Genomic DNA, 19031 nt, shown 5'->3' on the forward strand with positions numbered 1-19031 from the left:
GAAAAACAAGGGGGCCAACTTCCCGACTCGATACCGAAAGCGAGCCAAGGATGCGTGCGACCTGGGCAGGATGCCTGGCGGTGGCCTGCGGCGTACTCTGGTTTCCCTGCTCGATTCGAGGCGGCGAGCCGGTTTCGACCACGCCTGGGCCTCCCGCCGCGGCGGCGACCCCTCCTCATTCCCCCCCCGCCGAGCCGGATCCCGAGTCAGCTGAGGCCGAAAAGCTCCTCATCGAGACCAAGGAGCGACTCGACAAACTGGGCAAACTCTCCGAGAAAGACGCCCCCTCCTCGACCAAGGCGCTCAAGGTCGTGCTCGAGGATCGGATCACCCTGCTGACAGCCAAGGATGAGGCGACCAAGGCACTCAACGAAGCGAAAAACCCCAAGAAGACCCCCGAGAGCCAGGCGGCCGAATGGAAGGCCGACCTGGAGCGGCTCACGACTCAGTTCAAGCAGTTGGTCGAACAGCCCGACGACCTGCTCCCGTCGGTCTTTCGCAAGCTCGCCGACAAGTCTGCCTCCAACGCGATCCTCTCGGAGATGAACGAGGCCATCGCCAACGCCAAGAGCGACCTCAAGAAGTGGCAAGCCAGACTCGACAAATTCCAATCGAACGCGTCCAGGAAGTCGGCTCATCCCCTGACGGCCCTGCTCTCCGAGCGTGACGCGATCCAGCAGCGGGTGGCGGCCCTGCCTCCGCGCCTGGCAGAACGCGAGGCCGAGCTGACCGACGCCAAGACCGAGGATGAGCGTTTGCTCGCCACCGAGCGTCTGGTCAATATCGGCTGGGAAACGCGGGTCGAAAACCAACGGCTCCAAGCCCAGGAAGCCAAGATCACGCTCCAGTCCAAATTGACCGACCTCGAAGTCCTCGATCAACAGGTCTGCGGCGCCCAGGTCCGGAAAATCTCCAAGACGCTCGAGTTGATGCAGGCTCGCTTCAAGATTTTGACCGACCTCCAAGAGGGCCAACTCAAGCGGGAAGCAGCCACCGAACAAGTGCGCGCCGCGAAGTCGGTCGATCCGCTCGAACGGTTCGAGAGCCGCGCCAAGGCGGCCCTTCTGGAACTCGAAGCCGAGGCCCTGAAGTACGAGAAGGCGCTCGCCTCGAGCTCGTCCCCCTCGCTGGAAGAGCAAACCAGCCTGGCCGATCGCGCCGTCACCGACTTCGAGAACATCAAGCGGCTGCTCGACGATGACCTCATCAGCCAGCTCGACACCTTGCGTCTGAATAACGATTTTCGCCGCATTGGCCCGCAACGGGCGAAAATCGAAAGCCACGACTTGAAGCAAGCCGCCTGGTGGTCGACCCATTACGATAACGCCTTGACCAGCGTGGAGCTCGACCAGTTCAACGACCGTCGCAACGACGAGTACGAGCACGAAACCTTGCTCGAGCAACTCCCCAGGTCGCGTTGGGAGGAAGCCCGTGCACTCTTCGCGGAGCTCGATCGGCAGCATGAGCTCCTGCTCGCCCGAAATCGGACCGTACTCGAAAAGCTGGCCAGGCGGGCCGAGCAGACGCACACCCAGGTCCTCCGCCGACTCCGCGCCCTCGACGACCAGTACGGTTTCATCCGCACCCATATCTTTTGGTTGCGCGACCAGGAGCCGGTCGGACTGGCCACTCTCGTCCAGGCAAAACGCGAGACCTTCCTCGTGGGCAGGTCGCTGCTCCGACTGGCTCACGATGCTGGCAACCGGCGTCTCTGGGGGCGGATCTCTGTCGAGTTCCTCAGTGGTCTCCTCGGTCTCCTCATCCTGATCCTGCCGCTGCTCCGACTTCGCAAACGGCTCCTCCGGTTGTCGGGGGAAACCCGGAGCTTCGGTTCGGGGGTGGTCGTGTGGCGGGGACTCCTCGTCAGCATCGTCTACTCGGCGATCCTGCCGAGCTACATTTGCTTGATGGCGTACACTGCGCGGCAGGCCGCCTGGCCACGGACTCTGGCCGTGCCGATCGCGCACGGCTTGGCGATGCTGGCCCCCCCTGCGTTTATCGCCGGGCTGGTGCGCTGGATGCTCCGGCCCAAAGGCTGGGCCGAAACCACGTTGAAAGTGCCAGCGGACGTGACCCGCCAGCTTTGCACGGCCGTCTTTGCATTGGTGCTGGCGGGGGTCCCCCTGCTCTTGCCATCATGGCTCCTCGCCCAAGGTTGGCTCTCTCCAGAGGGGCGGTCGGTCTCGTCCGGATCGCTCGGCCAGCTCCTCGGCCTGGTGTTCGAGCTGATCGTTTTGGGCGTCGTCTTCCGGCTGGCCCGTGGTCGCTCGCCCCTGATGCAGTGGCTCCTGCAATTCCCGACTCGGCTCGGCTGGCTGACCAAGCGACGACGCACGCTCTGCTGGTCGATGCTCGCCGCGATCGGCGGAGTGATCGTGCTCGACGGAGCGGGCTACAGCCACTCCGCGCGAAGACTGGCGCTCGGGGCCGGTCAGGGACTGGTCGTCCTCAGCATCTGCTTCTGCATCTACCGGATGATCCTCACCGCGATCGACCACCACGCCTGGCGTTGGATCCGGGTGGGCAACGCCCAGGTTGGAATCGAGGCGCCCCAGGACGCGACCATGCCCGACGATCTGGCGCACCGGCTCCGCCAGATCACATCCTATCTGATCCCGGTCCTGGCGCTGGTGCTGGCGGCCTGGATCTGGGACGTCGATTGGGCGCTCTTCCGCTTCATCGGGTCGCAACCACTCTGGAATATCGACTCCGCGACGCCGCCGGTTCAGGTCGGTGACTTCGCCAAGTTCGTCTTGATCCTTGTCGTGACCCTGGCACTCTGGAAACACCTGAGCACGCTGTTCGCGCTCGTCGTCTTTCCGCGAATGCGCGACGATCCCGGCGTCCGATTCGCAGTCGTGACCCTCTGCCGCTACCTCGTGCTGGGAGTCGGTGTGCTGACCGGCCTCTCGGCGATCCATCTCGGCATGGAAAAGATCGGGATGGTGCTGGCGGCCCTGGGTGTCGGGCTTGGGTTCGGCTTGCAGGAGATCGTCTCGAACTTCGTTTGTGGCATCATCCTCCTCCTGGAACGGCCGATCCGCGTCGGTGATACCGTCACGGTCTCAGGGATGACTGGCATGGTGGAATTCATTAATATCCGCGCCACGACAATTACCAACGGCGAAAACCTGAGCATTATCGTTCCCAACCGAGCCTTCATCACCAGCGACCTGGTCAACTGGACCCTCAAGGACCGGGTCATCCGCGTCTCGATCCGGATGAAGGTCGCGCACGGCACCGATCCTGACCGTGTCGCCGAGCTTCTCTTGAACATCGCTCGCGAAGACGCCGACGTTCTCCGGAACCCGGTCCCCGCCGCGTTCATGGAGGATTTCAGCGACTCTGCCTTGAACTTCGTGCTCCACGTGCACGTCCCCGACCCGAGCCTCGGAGCCCGGGTTCGCCACCGCCTGTTCGCCCAGATTCAGCGGCGCTTCAAGACCGAGGAGATCGAGATCCCCCTGCCCCGCCACGAACTGCGCGTCCACTCGAACTTCGACCCATCGGGCCAGATCACCCTGTCCCCCATCGAATTCCCACGGATCGACTTGCCGTCGCGAACCCCTCCCAGCCCTAAACTCTCGACGCCGGCTCCGACTCCACCCGCCGTCGAGGCCTGTAACCGAGGCGTCGACGAGTGACGAGTTAGCCGCGAACCCGCCACGCTTGCGAGTGTTGATCCGGAGGACGAAACCAGGGGATTCTCGGGGTCACAACGTGCCTCGGCCGGTGCACCACTGGCCGAGGCCGCGCCATGGCTCGAGAAGTCCGAGGAAGGCGTCCCAACCAAGCCTTCAACGTAAATCTCGACCATGTCCCATCACCTGATGTCTGAGGCACACGGACAGAGATGATCACGGATTAAGAGGAACCTCCCCAATCACGCCAACAGCGACTGCATCAACACGTGCCCCGTTTGATTTTCTGTAACCCAGATCCGTGAAGAGCCACACAAGCTGCTCGCGGTTGAGACACTGGTCGAGATGCTTCAGCCACTCGGGATGGCGACAGCCCCCCCTGCCCCAGGTCGCGCGCCATGACCGACGTGATGAACTCCCTCGCCTTATCAACTTCCCAGGCGTCTCGGGCCCAGGCGACGCAATTCCCCCCCGGCCAAGAAGACATCGATCTTGGGAAAGACGAACGGCTCGGGAAGAAGGGGGCGACACTGGGAAAAGTTAGTTCGAATTCCTCCCGCCATTCCTCCTCGAACCGGTGCGAGCCATCCCGAATGTCGACGAAGAGCTGGACGAGATGCGATTCGCTCAGGGACCTCGCCAGCAGATCGAGGTAATCCTCACGATGCGAGAGCGAGCCAACCTTGTTGACCATACGGGATAGGCCGTAGGTCAAGTTGGAACGGATGTCGACGTCGATCCATGCCTCGGCCATCCACGATGGTCAGAGATTCCCGATAAGGCAAGGTCTCAAGCCTGCGGTAGAACTCTTACTTGTCCATGCGTGAGGACACCGAATTCAAAAACACCACATTCATATATATGATATTTTTTTCGTTCCGAGGACGGCCGGGGGCAGTATCGGACGCCATCAATGACGGCGGACTTGGGGAATCATGTCTGGTTGCGTAACGGGTGGATGAACTTCCCGGCCATTCAATCCGTGTTGAAGACCACCACCAAGAACTCAAAAAGGGATGCCGCCAATTCTTCACATCAGCCGTTGGCATTGGCATCATCCAAATTCTTGCGGCTCCGATCGCCTGACCAGCGCGTTGAAAGTCAACCCGCTACGTCCTCAGACTGTCCCCAGACTCATCGTGCGGACACCATTCATTTTCCGACTTGTCGATCCAGTTTGTATCGGGTACTTCACCGGCATACGGTTCGTTGCGGTCCTCTCAGGTAGGGGAAATCATGCCAGACAAGAGCGAAATCGAGAGGCAGATCGAAGATTTGATCCACGCGAAAGATTGGCGAGGGATTCTGCAACTGCTTGAAAGCGGATCGGCGAAGCCAGACGAGACTTTTCTGGTTTCCGGGTATAAGCTCGCTTTACTTCCTGTCGCGATCGAAAAGGGTTGGACCGAGCTTGCCGTTTATCTCATCCAGCATGGAACGGAAATCAACGCTCGGGGGAAAGGGATTGCACCAATCATTGATGCATGTGAATTCCAGAACCACCAAGTCATCGAGGCATTGATCGACGCGGGCGCCAAAGTCAACGTGAAGGCGCCCAGGAGCGCTGGGGAAACGGACTATACCCCGCTCATGGCCGCGGCGGAGCGCCTCGATCAGTGGGCGGTGAAACGCCTGCTTCGGGCAGGGGCTGATCCTACGGTCATGACACACCGAAATCAGTCAGCACTTCATCACACGCTGATGTTTTACGCCGTCAAGCCACGACCGAACCCTGCCGCAACGGAGATTGTGCTGGAGTTGCTGAACGCTGGGGGATCACTGGTAGGAACCGAGTTGCATTTTGCGATCTATCGACGGGATATCGCAATGACCCGACTTCTGCTGGAGCGAGGTTGCCCCGTCAACGTGCACTTTCCACACAACGAAGAGGACGGGCCGAAAAAGGGAAATACGCCGTTGACCACTTTAGCCAGATTGAACGGAGTCGATCTGATCGGGGGAACCTTCGAATTCGAGCCGACCGAGGAACGCCGCTTGGAACTGGCCCGTTTGCTCCTCTCCGCGGGCGCTGATCCCAACTTACCCGACGCCAAGGGTTGGACGCCCCTGCGGATCCTCGTTCACGCGGGGGCCGACCCTCATTATCTGCAGATTGCTGAGATTCTCATCGGCGCTGGAGCCGACCCCCACTATGTGCCGCCCAATTCCAAGATCGAAGCCCCCGCAGCCCTGGCGGCGAAGCAAGGGTTGGAGGATTATCTTCAACTCTTTAAAACGGCAAAGCCCCGTCCCTGATGAGTCGGGTCGTCGGTACCCGTCGAGGACAGAGCCCGTTTCCAAGTACCTACAGCGTTGGCGGCCGGACTTCCATGGAGGATTACGGACCCGAGACGGCAGGCGCGGGTAGAGGAGTTTTCGGCTCATCCGAGCGATAGAAGACCTCGCACAACGAGCCGAGGAGTCGGCCCGCCTTCGCGGTCGCCTCGGACACTTGCGGGCCCTTCGCGTCGAGGGGAACCTCGTTGAGGAAGAACGCGAACACGAGAGGACGTCCCGTGGTGGTCTCCATGTAGCCGGCGAGCGCCTTGCTCGTCAGGACGGACTGGCCGGTCAGGCCGTTTTCGAGCCAGAAGGTACCGGTCTTGGCGCGGGCGTGGCCCCGTGCCGGGCTCTCGGCGGAGACGGCTTTGGCCAGGGTGCCATCGCGGCCGAGCACGGGCAAGGCCGCGTCGTAGGCGGGAAAGTCAGGGCGAGCGGCCATGGCGCGGAGCAAGGCGACCGTGGCTCGAGGGGTGACCAGATCGGCCCGATCCCCCCCAGCGCCTCCGCCGAAGGAGATGGTCTCGACCGGCACTCCGAGCTTCTTGAGCAACTCTCCCTCGCGGCGGAGCCCCTCGGCAAGCGTCTTTTCGCCGTGATTGGCCGCCAGTAACAGCGGGAGGGTGCTGGCATGAAGGTTGTGGCTCACCTTGAGGATCACGCGGAGATACTCGCGGAACGGCGGTGAGGTGTATTCTGCCACCTTGGGGAGCGCGGCGACCTCTGCCGTCGTTGGCAGTTTCTCGGCATGATTCGCACCGATCGCGGCGGCGGCAACCTGCACCCCACGTCGGCGCAAACGCTCAATGAAGAGGGTGCGGGCGAACGCAGCCGGCTCCTCGACCTCGTAGATCTTGACCACCGGCTTGTGACCGGCCGGTAACTGGCCGCGGACCGAGAACTGGCGTGGGCCCACCGAGCGAACCGTCAGCTCGGGCGGTTGGGCCGATTCGACCGTCTCCACCTGGAGGTCGGCCGACGCGAACGCGGTTTCCGGGATCAGCCGGACTTCCGCCGGTTCGCCCGCCGAGCCCGCCGGGGTGACCACGATGTCGATCACGTTGTCGTTGATCACGGTCGGGCCGACTCGAGACGGCCCGCTCCCCGTGCTCGACGTCGCCTCGAAGAACCGCTCGTCGACCAGCACGTCACCGCGGATCTCTTTGATCCCGGCGCCTTGGACCGCACGGGCCAGGTGGTCGAGTGCGGCCAGTGGGTCGGAACTGACGACCTCGCCGTCGAAGTGACCACCGGAGTAGGTGTGGTCGTTATCGCGGAACAGGAATTTGCCTTCGGGGCCGGTTCGTCCGCCCATGCAGAGGTCGCCCCGAGTCACCAGGATCAGGTCCCCTTGCAAGACCCCATCCTTCACCTCACCGCGGCGGACGACCGGGGTCTGGAAACGGAAATCCGCCCCGAGGTCGCTAAGGGCCGCCGCCGTGCTGAAGAGTTTGGTGACCGACGCCGGGCAGAACATCTGGTCGGCATTATGCTCGTAGACCGTCTTTCCGGTCGTCCCATCAACGACCAGGATGCCCCAATGCCCCCCCTCGAAGCCCTTCGCCTTGAGCACTTCCTCGACGTGTGTCTCGAGCGGCTCGCCCGCCGTCGTCATCGTCGTTACAGACCCGAGACCGAGCCCGAGACCGAGGATGAATGACCAGCGAGAGAGCCGAGCAGCCATGGCGACGCTCCTCAAGACAAAGCTGTTGGGTCGATTCACACAAATTAAAATGGGAGCGCCGGCCAGCCGACAATGACGTCGTCGATCAGGCAATGACCTTATTCGGCGGATCCATCAAAATCAATGCTGCCGGTCAACATCGCACGCTTGACCTCTTGAATCGCCTGGGTCACCTTGATGTCGCGCGGGCAGGCGCTGGTGCAGTTGAAGACGGTCCGGCAGCGCCAGACCCCCTCGGTGTCATTGAGGATTTCCAACCGTTCCGCCGCCCCCTGGTCGCGAGAGTCGAAGATAAACCGGTGCGCGTTGACGATCGCGGCGGGGCCGACATAGTTCTGATTGCCCCAGAACGGCGGGCATGCCGTGGTGCAACAGGCGCAAAGGATGCACTTGGTCGAATCGTCGAACCGGGCCCGCTGTTCGGGCGACTGGAGTCGCTCGGTCGTCGGGGCCGGGTCGTCATTCATCAGGAACGGGAGGACCGCCTTGTAGTGGTCGAAGAACGGCTTCATATCCACGATCAGGTCTTTGATGACCGGGAGTCCGAGGATCGGCTCGACCGTGAGCGTGTCGCCTTTCAGATTCTTGACCAAGATCTTGCAGGCGAGACCGTTCATCCCGTTGATCCGCATCGCATCGGATCCGCAGACGCCGTGAGCACACGAGCGTCGCAGGCCGAGGGTCTCGTCTTGCTCCCACTTGACGTTCTGGAGCACGTCGAGCACGCGGTCCATCGGATCAGCGGCGACCCGGAACTCCTCCCAGCGCGGCGGGGCGTCGGACTCCGGGTTGTACCGCTTGATTTTGACCGTGAGAGAGCGAGACTCTGTGTTGGCGACCATGTTTTTGTCCTCTGATCCGTGTCCGCGAGACCTCGCCCGATCAGTATTTCCGAATTTCCAGCGGGTACTTGGTCACCATCTCGCCATCCTTCTCGACCATAATGATATCCACATCCTTGTACTCGACGCGCGTTTCGCTCGCGCCGGCCGAGTAGACGAGGCTGTGCTTGAAGAAGTTGGCATCATCGCGGTCGGGGAAGTCCTCGCGGGAGTGCCCGCCTCGGCTCTCCTTCCGCGCCAGGGCGCAGGCCACGGTGGCTTCGGCCAGATCGAGCAGGCAGCCCAGCTCGAGGACCTCGAGCAATCCCGTGTTGAAGACCGACCCCTTGTCGGCGACTCCGACCGCGGCGTAACGGACTTTGAGTGCGGCGATCGTATCGCGGGCACGCTCCAAGCCTTCGGCGGTTCGGTAGACGCCGCAGTCGTCCATCATGACCCGCTGCATTTCGTCGCGGATCCGCACCCAGGGTTCACCACGGGGTCGTGCCAGCAGCGCCTTGACGGCCGCGGCCGTGGGGGCCTGAGGGTTGGACGGCAGCGGCTCGAACGGACGATGCAAGGCGTGCTGAGCCATGGCGCGACCGGCGCGACGGCCGAAGACAACGAGGTCGACGAGGCTGTTCGTGCCGAGCCGGTTGCCGCCGTGAACGCTCACGCAGGCGCTTTCGCCCGCGGAGAAGAGGCCGGGAACGACGGTGCCGGCAGCGTCGCGAAGGACCTGGCCGTGGACATCGGTCGGGATCCCTCCCATCGCGTAGTGCGCGGTCGGCTGGATCGGCATCGGCTCCTTGATCGGATCGACGCCGAGATAGGTTCGCGCAAAGTCGATGATGTCGGGCAACCGCTTCTCGACCCAGGCGCTATCGACCGCAGCGCCCGTGGGACTCGTCTTGTACTTGTTGATCGTCTCGGCCCGGATGTCGAGGTAGACGAAGTCCTTGCCTCCGACGCCTCGCCCCGCGCGGACTTCCTGATAGATCGAGCGTGAGCAGACGTCGCGGCTGGCGAGATCCTTCAGGTTGGGAGCGTACACTTCCATGAAGCGTTCTCCCTTCCCGTTGAACATCACGCCACCGTCGCCGCGGCAGGCCTCGCTCAGCAAGATCCCGAGCCGATAGATGCCGGTGGGATGGAACTGATAGAACTCCATATCCTCAAGCGGCAGGCCATGACGGTAGGCGACCGCCGGGCCGTCGCCGGTCAGGGCGAAGGCGTTCGACGAGACCTGGAACATCCGACCGAAGCCGCCCGTGGCCAGGAGCACGCTCTTGGCATGGAAGGTGTGGAGTTCTCCCGTGGCGATCTCGATCGCCACGATTCCACGGCACTCCCCGTCCACCATGATGAGGTCCAGCATGTGGTACTCATCAAAGAAGGTCACCCCTTGTTTGATGCACTGCTGGTAGAGCGTCTGGAGGATCATGTGGCCGGTGCGGTCGGCGGCATGACAGGCGCGCATCACGGGGATCCGAGGCTTGGCGGCCTCGGTGCCCGGCGGTGCCTTGGGGTCGTAGATCGGGTTCGGCTTGGTGTGCCCGCCAAACCGGCGCTGGGAGATCCGGCCGTCGGCCGTGCGATCAAATGGGAGCCCCATGTGCTCCAGGTCGTAGATGCAGTCAACCGCCTCGCGACAGAGGATCTCGGCGGCGGTCTGATCGACGAGGAAGTCTCCCCCCTTGATCGTATCGTAGGCGTGGTTCTCCCACGAGTCGTCCTCCAGGTTGGAGAGCGCCGCGGCGATCCCTCCCTGGGCGGCCCCGGTGTGCGACCTCGTCGGATAGAGCTTGCTCACGACGGCCGTGCCGGCGTGTTTGCTCGACTCCAATGCGGCCATCATACCCGCGCCACCGGCGCCCACGATGATGCAGTCGAACCTGTGATAATTCATGGTCTTATTGGTGCGAGGACGATCGATCCCCGCCCTTGTTGTCAGGCCCGAACGCCACTCGGCCGTCATCGGCCGCGGGGAGCGACCGAAGCGGTGACCGTCTGAGATTGTCCCTTGCGGGGATGCGCCTTGATGTACTCTTGGTCCTTCTCGAACATGAGAATCGCGTAGCTGCCGATACCCACCAGAACCGTAGCCACAGTCCAGATCAGCGTATGAACAACCACGCGCCGGCCAGGTCGGACGATGTACTCGTCGAGGACCTGGCGGAGACCGTTGAGGCCGTGAATCACAGCGAGTACGACCATCGCCAGGTCCCAGAGCCGCCAGAAGAAACCGCTACCGGGTTTCGTCCAGCGATCCGCAACAAAGGCGTAGTTGATCGTCTCAACATTAAAGAGGATGTGGACGATGAACAGGTGACCGAGCGCCAGCAACACCAGCGTAAGGCCCGAGATCCGCATGAAATACCACGCGCCTAGTTCGAATCCACCGCTCGGTTTGACTCGCCGACCCCGACCCGAACTTGCCACCATGGTCCCCTTCTCTTTAAAAGCTCGATCTCGAATCGTGCCGACGAGATCTTACCCAATCGAATGCAACGGCCGGCTCGACACTTGGCTCGTCTCAATTTTCGCCGACGTGCTCACCGACTCCGGCTCCGGTAGGCTTTCGTACTCCGGCGCCTTCAACAACGGCAGGAGAACCCAGATGGAGACCGGAACCATGATCGCCCAGAAGGCAATCATCACGAACAAGAAAAGCTGCCGCTGGTACTGTACGCCTTTCGGCCAAAAATCCAACAGCACCACGCGTATGCCGTTGAGTGAATGGAACAAGACGCATGCGATCAGCCCCAATTCACCCAGCCGGAACGCCCAGCGGATTGGCCAGTAGTACTGGCCCGACATCGTGCCCCCATAAAGCTCCATGGTATGGTCATACCAGGCTGGGTTCACGACGACAAAAAAGGTGTCGGTAATGTGTGCGACCAGGTAAAGCAAAATACCCAGCCCGCTCACGCGATGGAGCAGCCAAGACCACTGGCCAAGGCCTCCCCCATAGCGAAGCCCCTCAATCGTACGCGACCAGAGTCCACGACGGTAATACCGCGGACTTCCATATGTCTGTGACATGGGAATCGGAATCCCGAGGAGGGCGGATCAATGAGAGTGGGCTCAAAAGCCCCTTCGCCTAGCCCAGGCGCAATCGACAACGTCGTCGGGCAAGACTCCTCAGCCACGGTGCCCGAGTCAGCCGAGATCCTCAATCGGCTTAACCTCCTGATTTTGTAGAGGTATCGGCACGTGGGGTCAAGAGGGCACTCCGAAATCAGACCGCGATGACGTCGCGGATTCATTTCCCCATCTCACGACTGGAAGGGAGTTTATATCTATTTTGCCCGTCCTTCGCAGAACTCCGAATCGTTCAACGAATCGAGCCGATTCCAGCCTCGGCTCTCGCGCCAGAGCGACGGCTCTGAATCGATCGGAATCCAATGATCGCCAGGGTTCCGTACTCCAGGAGTCAGCCCCTTTGGAGATCAGCCAGAGCCCTCGCGAAGCGGTTCCGAGGCCATCCCGCTTCGAGGCTGTGGGCAACCCAACAGGCGTTTTCGCCCAGGTGGACTCCAACGACCCCGATCTGCTTGAATCAACAGAGCGTTGGCGAGACGGGCACAGCGGCCCAGGCACGCGCCTCGGTTGGGAACCGGCGCAGAATCATGCCTCAATCGCGAACGACGAATCACACAGACTCAGGAGAAACCTGAGCCGGCGGAGATCGGGCGAGCCGAATCGACCAAGTTGATGCGTGGCGAAACTCAACGAGCGAGATGAATTTGCGTGGCAGAGAAGAAACCGCTGAGCGTCAAGCGGCCCACCGCGGCGACCGGACTACCATGACAAAGGTTCTCGCCCAGGTCTTCGAGCCAACCCCGATCCGGCACAAGCGAGGCTTCGGCCTCGACAATCATAAGATCCTTGGGACGCCCTCGGGGCGACCTGCAAAACCAATCGCGACGCATCCCGCGATGCGCCTGAGCGTTCTACCCAGGAATCGATGATGGCACCCGTGACAACGATTTCCGTATCCATATCCTGCTCCTCCCCGCCCGGCGAAAGGCGAAGTTCGGAGGCACTGAGTTCTTGACCCGATGCATCCATCATAGCAGGAGGTAGTCCGTGAGACAAGGGAATATCTCGGGAATCGCAGGGACGATTTAGGACCAATATCGAGTGTTCTTGATGCGCAAGATCCCCGCAAATGGCGCTTTGCCATTCGCGATTGCAACCCGATCTACCGAATTCAAAGATCCGTAAAGCCGACTCGGGCAGGAGGAGGAAAGGAGGGGTCGTGACGAACCTGTAAGCCGGATTCTGTCGGGAACGCGAGCGTCCCCGGATGATCATTTCTCTGGGACACCGGTTACCCGGCGCCTCTAGCGACCTACCCGGAAGTCATCCGGATCGGGCAAATCCGCCGTCGCCATTCTTTCCTTGCGGTCAGTCCGACGACGTTGCTCCCTTATTTGGTCTTGCTCCCAGTGGGGTTTGCCAAGCCAAGCCGGTCACCCGACCTGCTGGTGAGCTCTTACCTCACCGTTTCACCCTTACCCCGGTGAACCGAAGTTCGCCGTGGCGGTCTGTTTTCTGTGGCACTTTCCCTTCCCGAGATCAATCGGGCGGTGGGCGTTACCCACCACCGCGCCCTACGGAGTCCGGACTTTCCTCTACGGCATGCCCTCGGCTTGATGTTTCCATCAAGCCAAGCGCCGTGGCGATCATCCAGTCCGTCACGAACCCATCACTCATCATACCCCGCCGACGCCCCGCCTCCACCAAAATTCTTCAACCGCTCACAAATTCGCCCTCAAAACTTCAGCCCCACCCGACACAGTTGACACCCAAAGCTTCTCTATTCAATTTTCCTAGTCTAGATTTCCCATTTTAACTATGTGCTTTATACTAGGGATGTCCTCCCAACCTTAGAGGGACGCACCATGTGTATCCGCGACTATCTCCAGAGCCGCCACGTTTGGTTCGAGACATTGCTCCACCCACCAGCCCCTTCGTCATCCAAGCTGGCTCAGACCGTCCATGTCTCCGGCCGCTTCGTTGCCAAAGGGGTATTGGTCAGTACCGGCGGGGCTTATGTCTTGGCGGTCCTCCCGGCGACCACACGGATTGATATGGAGAGGCTGGGACAAGCTCTCCAGGGTCAATCCTTGCGGATTGCGACTGAAGACGAGGTGGAACGGGTCTTTGAGGACTGCGAACGAGGGGCGTTGCCGCCGTTTGGCCGGTTATACGGCCTGACGACCCTCGTCGACGCCAGCTTGTCGGGCGGTTCCGAGATCGTGTTCGTGGGAAACTCCCGACACGAGGGGGTTCGGATGCGGTATCGCGACTACGAGGCGATCGAAACCCCAATTCGGACCCGATTTGCGCTGGCGACGAGCCCGCGACAACGTCGTAATTCACATCGTAAAGCCGGGTGAGATACGCCCAAGGGCTTCGGTCGCTTCTCGGATCCGGAGATCACCGTGGCAACGTGGCCGACGGGAATGCTGACACGTAGACGCGGCGTAGCAGCATCAAAAGGGACCGACTCCCTGATCTCGGACGTACCGCCGTATGTGCTAACGCGAAGTTTTACCTCGATGCTCCGGTGACCGGTCCGATGCCGCTCGTCCTCGACGGGCATCGCCAGTGCGTGGACGCCGTGGCGTACTTGCCCGACGGGTCCACGCTGGCGTCATTCAGTCCGGACGGGTCCATCAGAATCTGGCATGTAGGTCCGCGCGGAGAGGTCGATGCCGTTCCCAGGCCTCTTCACACCCTTGAATTGATGTTCAGACGCCAAGAGCCGCCTCGTTCGCCTGCTCGGTCGCGGCTCCGTCAGACTCGGGGCGAACCCACGCCTCATCGTATTCTCCGTGATGGTGCGGGTCAGGAGGAACTCGAGCAGGTAGTCGGTCCCGCCGGCCTTGGTGCCGATACCCGAGAGTTGAAAACCGCCGAACGGCTGGCGATCGACAAGAGCGCCGGTGATCGGCCGGTTCACGTAGAGGTTGCCTACCCGGAACTCGCGTTTGACGCGGTCGATGTTCGCCGGGCTGCGCGAATAGATCCCGCCGGTTAGGGCATAGACCGTGCCGTTAGCGATCCGAATCGCTTCATTGAGGTCGCCGGCTCGTAGGATGGCGAGTACGGGCCCAAACACCTCCTCCTGGGCGATTCTGGCGTCAGGGCGAACCCCGGCGACGATCAGCGGACCGACATAATTGCCTCGCGCGGCAAGCGGACCAACATCGACCGACAGGACGATGTCCCCCTCCGCCTCGGCGATCATCTTATATCCTTCGATCCGCTCGCGGGCCTTGGCGTCGATCACAGGGCCAACCGCCGTATCCGGGTTATCGGCGGGCCCCACCGGTAAGGCACGGGCCGCGTCGACGAGCCGACCGACGAAGGCATCGTAAACGCCGTCGAGAACGATCACGCGTGAGCAGGCCGAGCACTTCTGCCCCGCATAGCCAAAGGCGCTCTGCAAGACGCCGACGACCGCCTCATCAAGGTCGGAGTCGTCGTCGACGATAATGGCATTCTTGCCCCCCATCTCGGCGATGACTCGTTTGACGTGGTTCTGCCCGGGAGCCGGCTCGGCCGCCTTGCGGTTGATTTCGAGGCCAACGTCACGTGACCCAGTGAAAGCAATCAGATTCACCCGGGGGTCGTCCACGAGCGCTTTGCCGACGTCGCCAAAACCGGGCAAGACGGTGAGCACTCCCTCGGGCAAGCCGGCCTCGCGAAGCATTTCGGCCAGCAACAGCGCGATCCTCGGTGAGCGCTCGCTCGGCTTAAGCACCACCGTATTCCCTGCCACCAGGGCAGCGACCGTCATCCCAGTGGGAATCGCCAAAGGGAAATTCCAAGGAGGTATCACCGCTGCAACCCCGCGTGCGATTCGTTCGATGGCGTTGGTCTCGCCCGGTACGTCGCGGTGCCGCCCTTCGGCCAACCTGATCATCTCTCGGGCATAGAATTCACAGAAATCGATCGCCTCGGCGACATCCCCATCGGCCTCACGCCAGGGTTTGCCACACTCATAAACTTCCCAGGCCGAGAGTTCCGAGCGCTTCGCCCGCATGAGCGCGGCCGCTTTGAGAAGGACTGCGGCCCGGTCCGCGGCGGGAGTGGCCGACCACGTCGCGAATCGCTCCCGAGCAATCGAGATCGCTTCGCGAGCGTCCTGGGGATGAGCCTGAGCGAACCGGCCGACGACCGTCGCGGTCTCTCCAGGGTCTGTCGAGGTAAACTCAGTCCCGGTGGCGACCTCGTGCCCATTCAAAACGAGCGGGTAAACCCGACCGAACTGACCGCGTACGACGCGGAGCGCTTCACTCATCGCGGCGCGGGCCTCAGGTCGAGTGAAGTCGGTCGGCGGCTCGTTCTGGAACGGCGGCAACGCTGCTGCGGCCGAATTGAGGGTCAGCGATCCGGGCTTCGGCTTGGAAGGTTGGTTGCGACCCCACATGGCTCCGACCTCCTCGGGATCTCGCAAGAGCTCCTCGACCTGAGCATGGTCGGCGAAGCTGGCCTTGAGGAACGACTCGTTCGACGTGTTTTCCAGCAGCCTCCGCACCAGGTAGGCCATGCCGGGGAGCATCGCCCCATAGGGCGTGTAGACGCGAATCCGCTTGCCGTCGGCCACTAGGGCGCGCTGAATTGGCTCGCCCATGCCGTGGAGCATCTGAATCTCGTAAGAATCGTCCGGCACCCGGAAAGCCTCGGCCGCCGCCATCGCGAGTGCCAGGCTCCGCACGTTGTGGCTGCCCAGAGCCGGGCGCAGTTGTTCGTGGTGCTCCATCAGGAAGCGGGCGGAACGCTCGTAACAGGCATCGGTCTGCCACTTATGAAGATAGACCGGAACCGGCCAGCCGAACTGGCGGGCCAAGACCACCTCGTAGTCCCAATAGGCCCCCTTGACAAGCCGGACCGTGACGGGAGTTCCCCGCTGTTTGACCCACGTGAGCAGAGCCCCCAGGTCGGCCTCGGTCTCGGTCAGATACGCTTGAATAACGATACCGACATCCGACCAATCGCGAAACTCCGGCTCGGAGAGGACCGACTTGAAGATCGCGAGCGTCAGATCCTTGTGCGCGTACTGTTCCATATCGACGTGAACATAGGCGCCGAGCTCGCGAGCCGTCCGCAAGATCGGACGGAGCCGATGAGCCACGCGGCGAACCGTCGAGTGGTCGTAAAGCGCATCGAATCGTGCCGTCAGGCTCGTCAGTTTCAAGGAAAGGTTCACGCGGGGGATCGCCCCCAGGTGGTCACGATCGATCTGAGAAATCTCTGGTTCGGCGTTCAAGGGTTGAGACAGCCCGCGAATTAACTCGAGGCAGGTCTGCTGATAACGTTCCGCCTCATGCTCGCTGATCACGGCCTCCCCCAAAAGGTCGGCCGTGAACGCGATCCGCTGCCGCCTCAAGGCAAGAACCGTTTTGAGAGCTTCATCGGGAGTCGCGCCCGCAATAAACCGGTGCGCCATATGGGTTGCCCCGAACCGGGCGATACCCGCCAGGGCACGCTCTCTCAAGGTCCCGGCCGGGGCCAGCGCAACGGCCAGCCGAAGCCACCAGGGGACCCGATCTCCCGCCTCACCCAAATATTCCGCCAGGTGCCGCCGGATCGCTCCCGGGGTCTCGAGCGCGGGCATGGCATCAATGAACCGAAAGAGTTGAACCTTAACCAAGGGATCGCCCAGGGTCAGGTCCATCATGTGGTCATCCCACCAACCGCGCTCCCAGGGCTTGGGTCCCCCCCCGACCTTGGCGAACAGCTCACGGCCGATTTCGCGAGCCCGGCGTTCGATCGAGGTCGAAGCTCCATCACGACTTGCAGTGATCGTGGCCATATTCGAAACCCTCCGAGAAGGGAGGTGAGCGAGCCCAGAAAGACTCTCGTCACTCTTATTCTACGGCGATCAGTGCGAGAAGGATCACAGAATTGGGACGGGCCACTCAGGAGCGATGACCGAACCTTCCGGATTTCGCGAACGGCGTGGGCAAATCAATAAGAGAAGCCACGAGGGCGAGAACGCGGAGCGACCTGCTCGTTTCTTTCGGCCGCGGGTCGAAATTTGCTGATATCCGTGTCTGCTCCTGATACGTTGACCATGGATCTCGACACGCGGTAAGTTAGACTGAGATCGATCTCAAGTCGGTGAATAAAACAAAGATTTATTGTCGACGAGCCCAGCCGGCAGGGTGCCACGTTCCGAGTTCGGAACCCCTGCGGGAACACCTCGACTTCTGCTCTGTGACACGGGTTCCAAGCAGGGAACTCTGGGCTCTCAGGATTCCCACGTTTCTCGGTTCAGCTCGGCCTGCTGAGCGCGATTCTTATTCTCATCTCGATCGGTCCACGCGATTTGGCGTTGCCAGCGAGGCGACGTCAACCAAGATTCCTGTTCAACTTTCGACGAGGCGCCCCACAATGAAAACGCCCATGATCTGGCTAGGAGCGATGGCCCTGACCTGCGCGGGAATGGTTGTGGCCTCTGGAGACTCGCCGAAGGCCCAACCCACGGACTCGGACGCAAAGCCGGCCGCGGCTGCCACTCCGGCCTCCGATTCGAAGGAAATTGCAATCCGTGAACAGGTTCAGGCGTTTGCCAACGCCTTCAACGTTCCCGACGTTGATGCGCTGACCGAACTGTTCACCGCCGACGCTGTGATCGTTGACCCCGCCGGGTCCGAGACACGCGGCCAACCGGAAATCAGCGAGATGTATGCCACGGAGTTTGAGAACGTTCCGGGGGTCAAACTCGAGTGCAACGTCGGGGAGGTCCAATTCCTCACCGCCGACGTGGCACGGGTCGGGGGCCAGTCTCGCCTCTCAACGGGCACCGGCGACGCCAACGAGTTCACCCGCTTTAGCGCTCTGGCCATTCACCGTGATGGAAAGTGGCAATTCGCGGAACTCCGCGAGTACGCGGCCCCCGCCGAGGACATTACCCCGTACGATCGGCTCAGGGAGCTTGAATGGATGATCGGCGACTGGGTTGACGAGAGCGACGACGACAAGATCAGTTCAAGCATCCGCTGGACCGACAACAAGAGCTTTCTGATCCGCACGTACAGCATCGAGATCCAGGGCGAGAAGGCCTCCTCGGGCACGATGTTCATCGGCTGGGATCCGCAGACCGCCCAGATCAAGTCCTGGGTCTTTTCCTCGGAGGGGGGGCACGGCGAAGGGCTCTGGACCCGGACCGCCGACAATCAGTGGATCGTCAAGGCGCAGGGCACGCGCCACGACGGCCAGCCCAACTCGGCGACCCAGATCCACACCATACTGAACAAGGACGTTGTGAAGACCAGCTCGATCGACCGGATCATCGGCGGCCAGCTCGCACCCGACATTGCCGACGTGGTGATGGTCCGCCAACCGCCTCAGCCTCAGTCTCAGCCTCAGCCCAAGTCCGAAGAGGCTGGCAAATCTGAGAAATAACGCCGACGGATCAGGCCACATCGTCCTCAAGACGGCGGCCCTCAGGGGCCCCGAACGAACTGCCGTGAGTCCACAGAACCAGCCTTGACGCGTCTTGGCACACCCAACGGCTTCGCATCATTTTTCGAGGATGTCCATGTTTAATTCTCGGCAGACCATCCTCCTGCTCGCTGCAAT

Annotated in this window: 10 protein-coding genes, 1 other RNA gene and 1 pseudogene; 5 read left to right on the top strand and 7 right to left on the bottom strand. The window is 61.8% G+C overall.

Annotation, left to right across the window (positions count from 1 at the left end):
* Positions 1-50 precede the first annotated feature (50 nt).
* Positions 51-3644 carry a mechanosensitive ion channel domain-containing protein gene (locus tag V5E97_RS21165; protein WP_406693517.1) on the top strand — a complete coding sequence of 1198 codons (3594 nt, stop codon included), beginning with the start codon at positions 51-53 and terminating at the stop codon, positions 3642-3644.
* Positions 3645-4877: 1233 nt separating this feature from the next.
* Complete coding sequence (locus tag V5E97_RS21170) at positions 4878-5897, top strand: ankyrin repeat domain-containing protein (RefSeq protein WP_406693518.1); 1020 nt, start codon at positions 4878-4880, stop codon at positions 5895-5897.
* A gap of 82 nt (positions 5898-5979) precedes the next feature.
* Here V5E97_RS21170 and dacB read toward each other — a convergent pair whose 3' ends face one another.
* The 6 genes from dacB to rnpB all read right to left on the bottom strand — a co-directional run bounded on the left by dacB (position 5980) and on the right by rnpB (position 13133).
* Positions 5980-7605 (bottom strand): D-alanyl-D-alanine carboxypeptidase/D-alanyl-D-alanine endopeptidase, encoded by a 1626-nt coding sequence (gene dacB / locus V5E97_RS21175; RefSeq protein WP_406693519.1) that lies wholly within the window; start codon positions 7603-7605, stop codon positions 5980-5982.
* Between the two features lie 98 nt (positions 7606-7703).
* Positions 7704-8447 carry a succinate dehydrogenase iron-sulfur subunit gene (locus tag V5E97_RS21180; protein ID WP_406693520.1) on the bottom strand — a complete coding sequence of 248 codons (744 nt, stop codon included), beginning with the start codon at positions 8445-8447 and terminating at the stop codon, positions 7704-7706.
* A 40-nt stretch (positions 8448-8487) separates the two neighbouring features.
* Complete coding sequence (gene sdhA, locus V5E97_RS21185) at positions 8488-10335, bottom strand: succinate dehydrogenase flavoprotein subunit (RefSeq protein WP_406693521.1); 1848 nt, start codon at positions 10333-10335, stop codon at positions 8488-8490.
* 65 nt (positions 10336-10400) lie between these two features.
* Positions 10401-10871 carry a succinate dehydrogenase hydrophobic membrane anchor subunit gene (locus tag V5E97_RS21190; RefSeq protein WP_406693522.1) on the bottom strand — a complete coding sequence of 157 codons (471 nt, stop codon included), beginning with the start codon at positions 10869-10871 and terminating at the stop codon, positions 10401-10403.
* A 48-nt stretch (positions 10872-10919) separates the two neighbouring features.
* On the bottom strand, positions 10920-11471 hold the full coding sequence (locus V5E97_RS21195) for a succinate dehydrogenase, cytochrome b556 subunit (RefSeq protein WP_406693523.1): 552 nt from the start codon (positions 11469-11471) through the stop codon (positions 10920-10922).
* Positions 11472-12686: 1215 nt separating this feature from the next.
* Positions 12687-13133: RNase P RNA component class A (gene rnpB, locus V5E97_RS21200), an RNA gene on the bottom strand.
* A 203-nt stretch (positions 13134-13336) separates the two neighbouring features.
* Here rnpB and V5E97_RS21205 point away from each other — a divergent pair.
* Positions 13337-13834, top strand: coding sequence for an aminoacyl-tRNA deacylase (locus V5E97_RS21205; protein ID WP_406693524.1), 498 nt, complete (start codon positions 13337-13339; stop codon positions 13832-13834).
* Between the two features lie 182 nt (positions 13835-14016).
* Positions 14017-14079 (top strand): annotated as a pseudogene (locus tag V5E97_RS21210) (hypothetical protein); the annotation flags it as partial.
* A gap of 12 nt (positions 14080-14091) precedes the next feature.
* On the opposite strand, the gene V5E97_RS21215 reads toward V5E97_RS21210, so the two are convergent.
* Complete coding sequence (locus V5E97_RS21215; protein ID WP_406693525.1) at positions 14092-17259, bottom strand: proline dehydrogenase family protein; 3168 nt, start codon at positions 17257-17259, stop codon at positions 14092-14094.
* Between the two features lie 581 nt (positions 17260-17840).
* Here V5E97_RS21215 and V5E97_RS21220 point away from each other — a divergent pair.
* Positions 17841-18854: a YybH family protein gene (locus V5E97_RS21220; protein WP_406693526.1), complete on the top strand. Its 1014-nt coding sequence runs from the start codon at positions 17841-17843 to the stop codon at positions 18852-18854.
* Positions 18855-19031: the final 177 nt, after the last annotated feature.

It is taken from the genome of Singulisphaera photorubra, from assembly GCF_045290345.1.
GTDB lineage: Bacteria > Planctomycetota > Planctomycetia > Isosphaerales > Isosphaeraceae > Singulisphaera.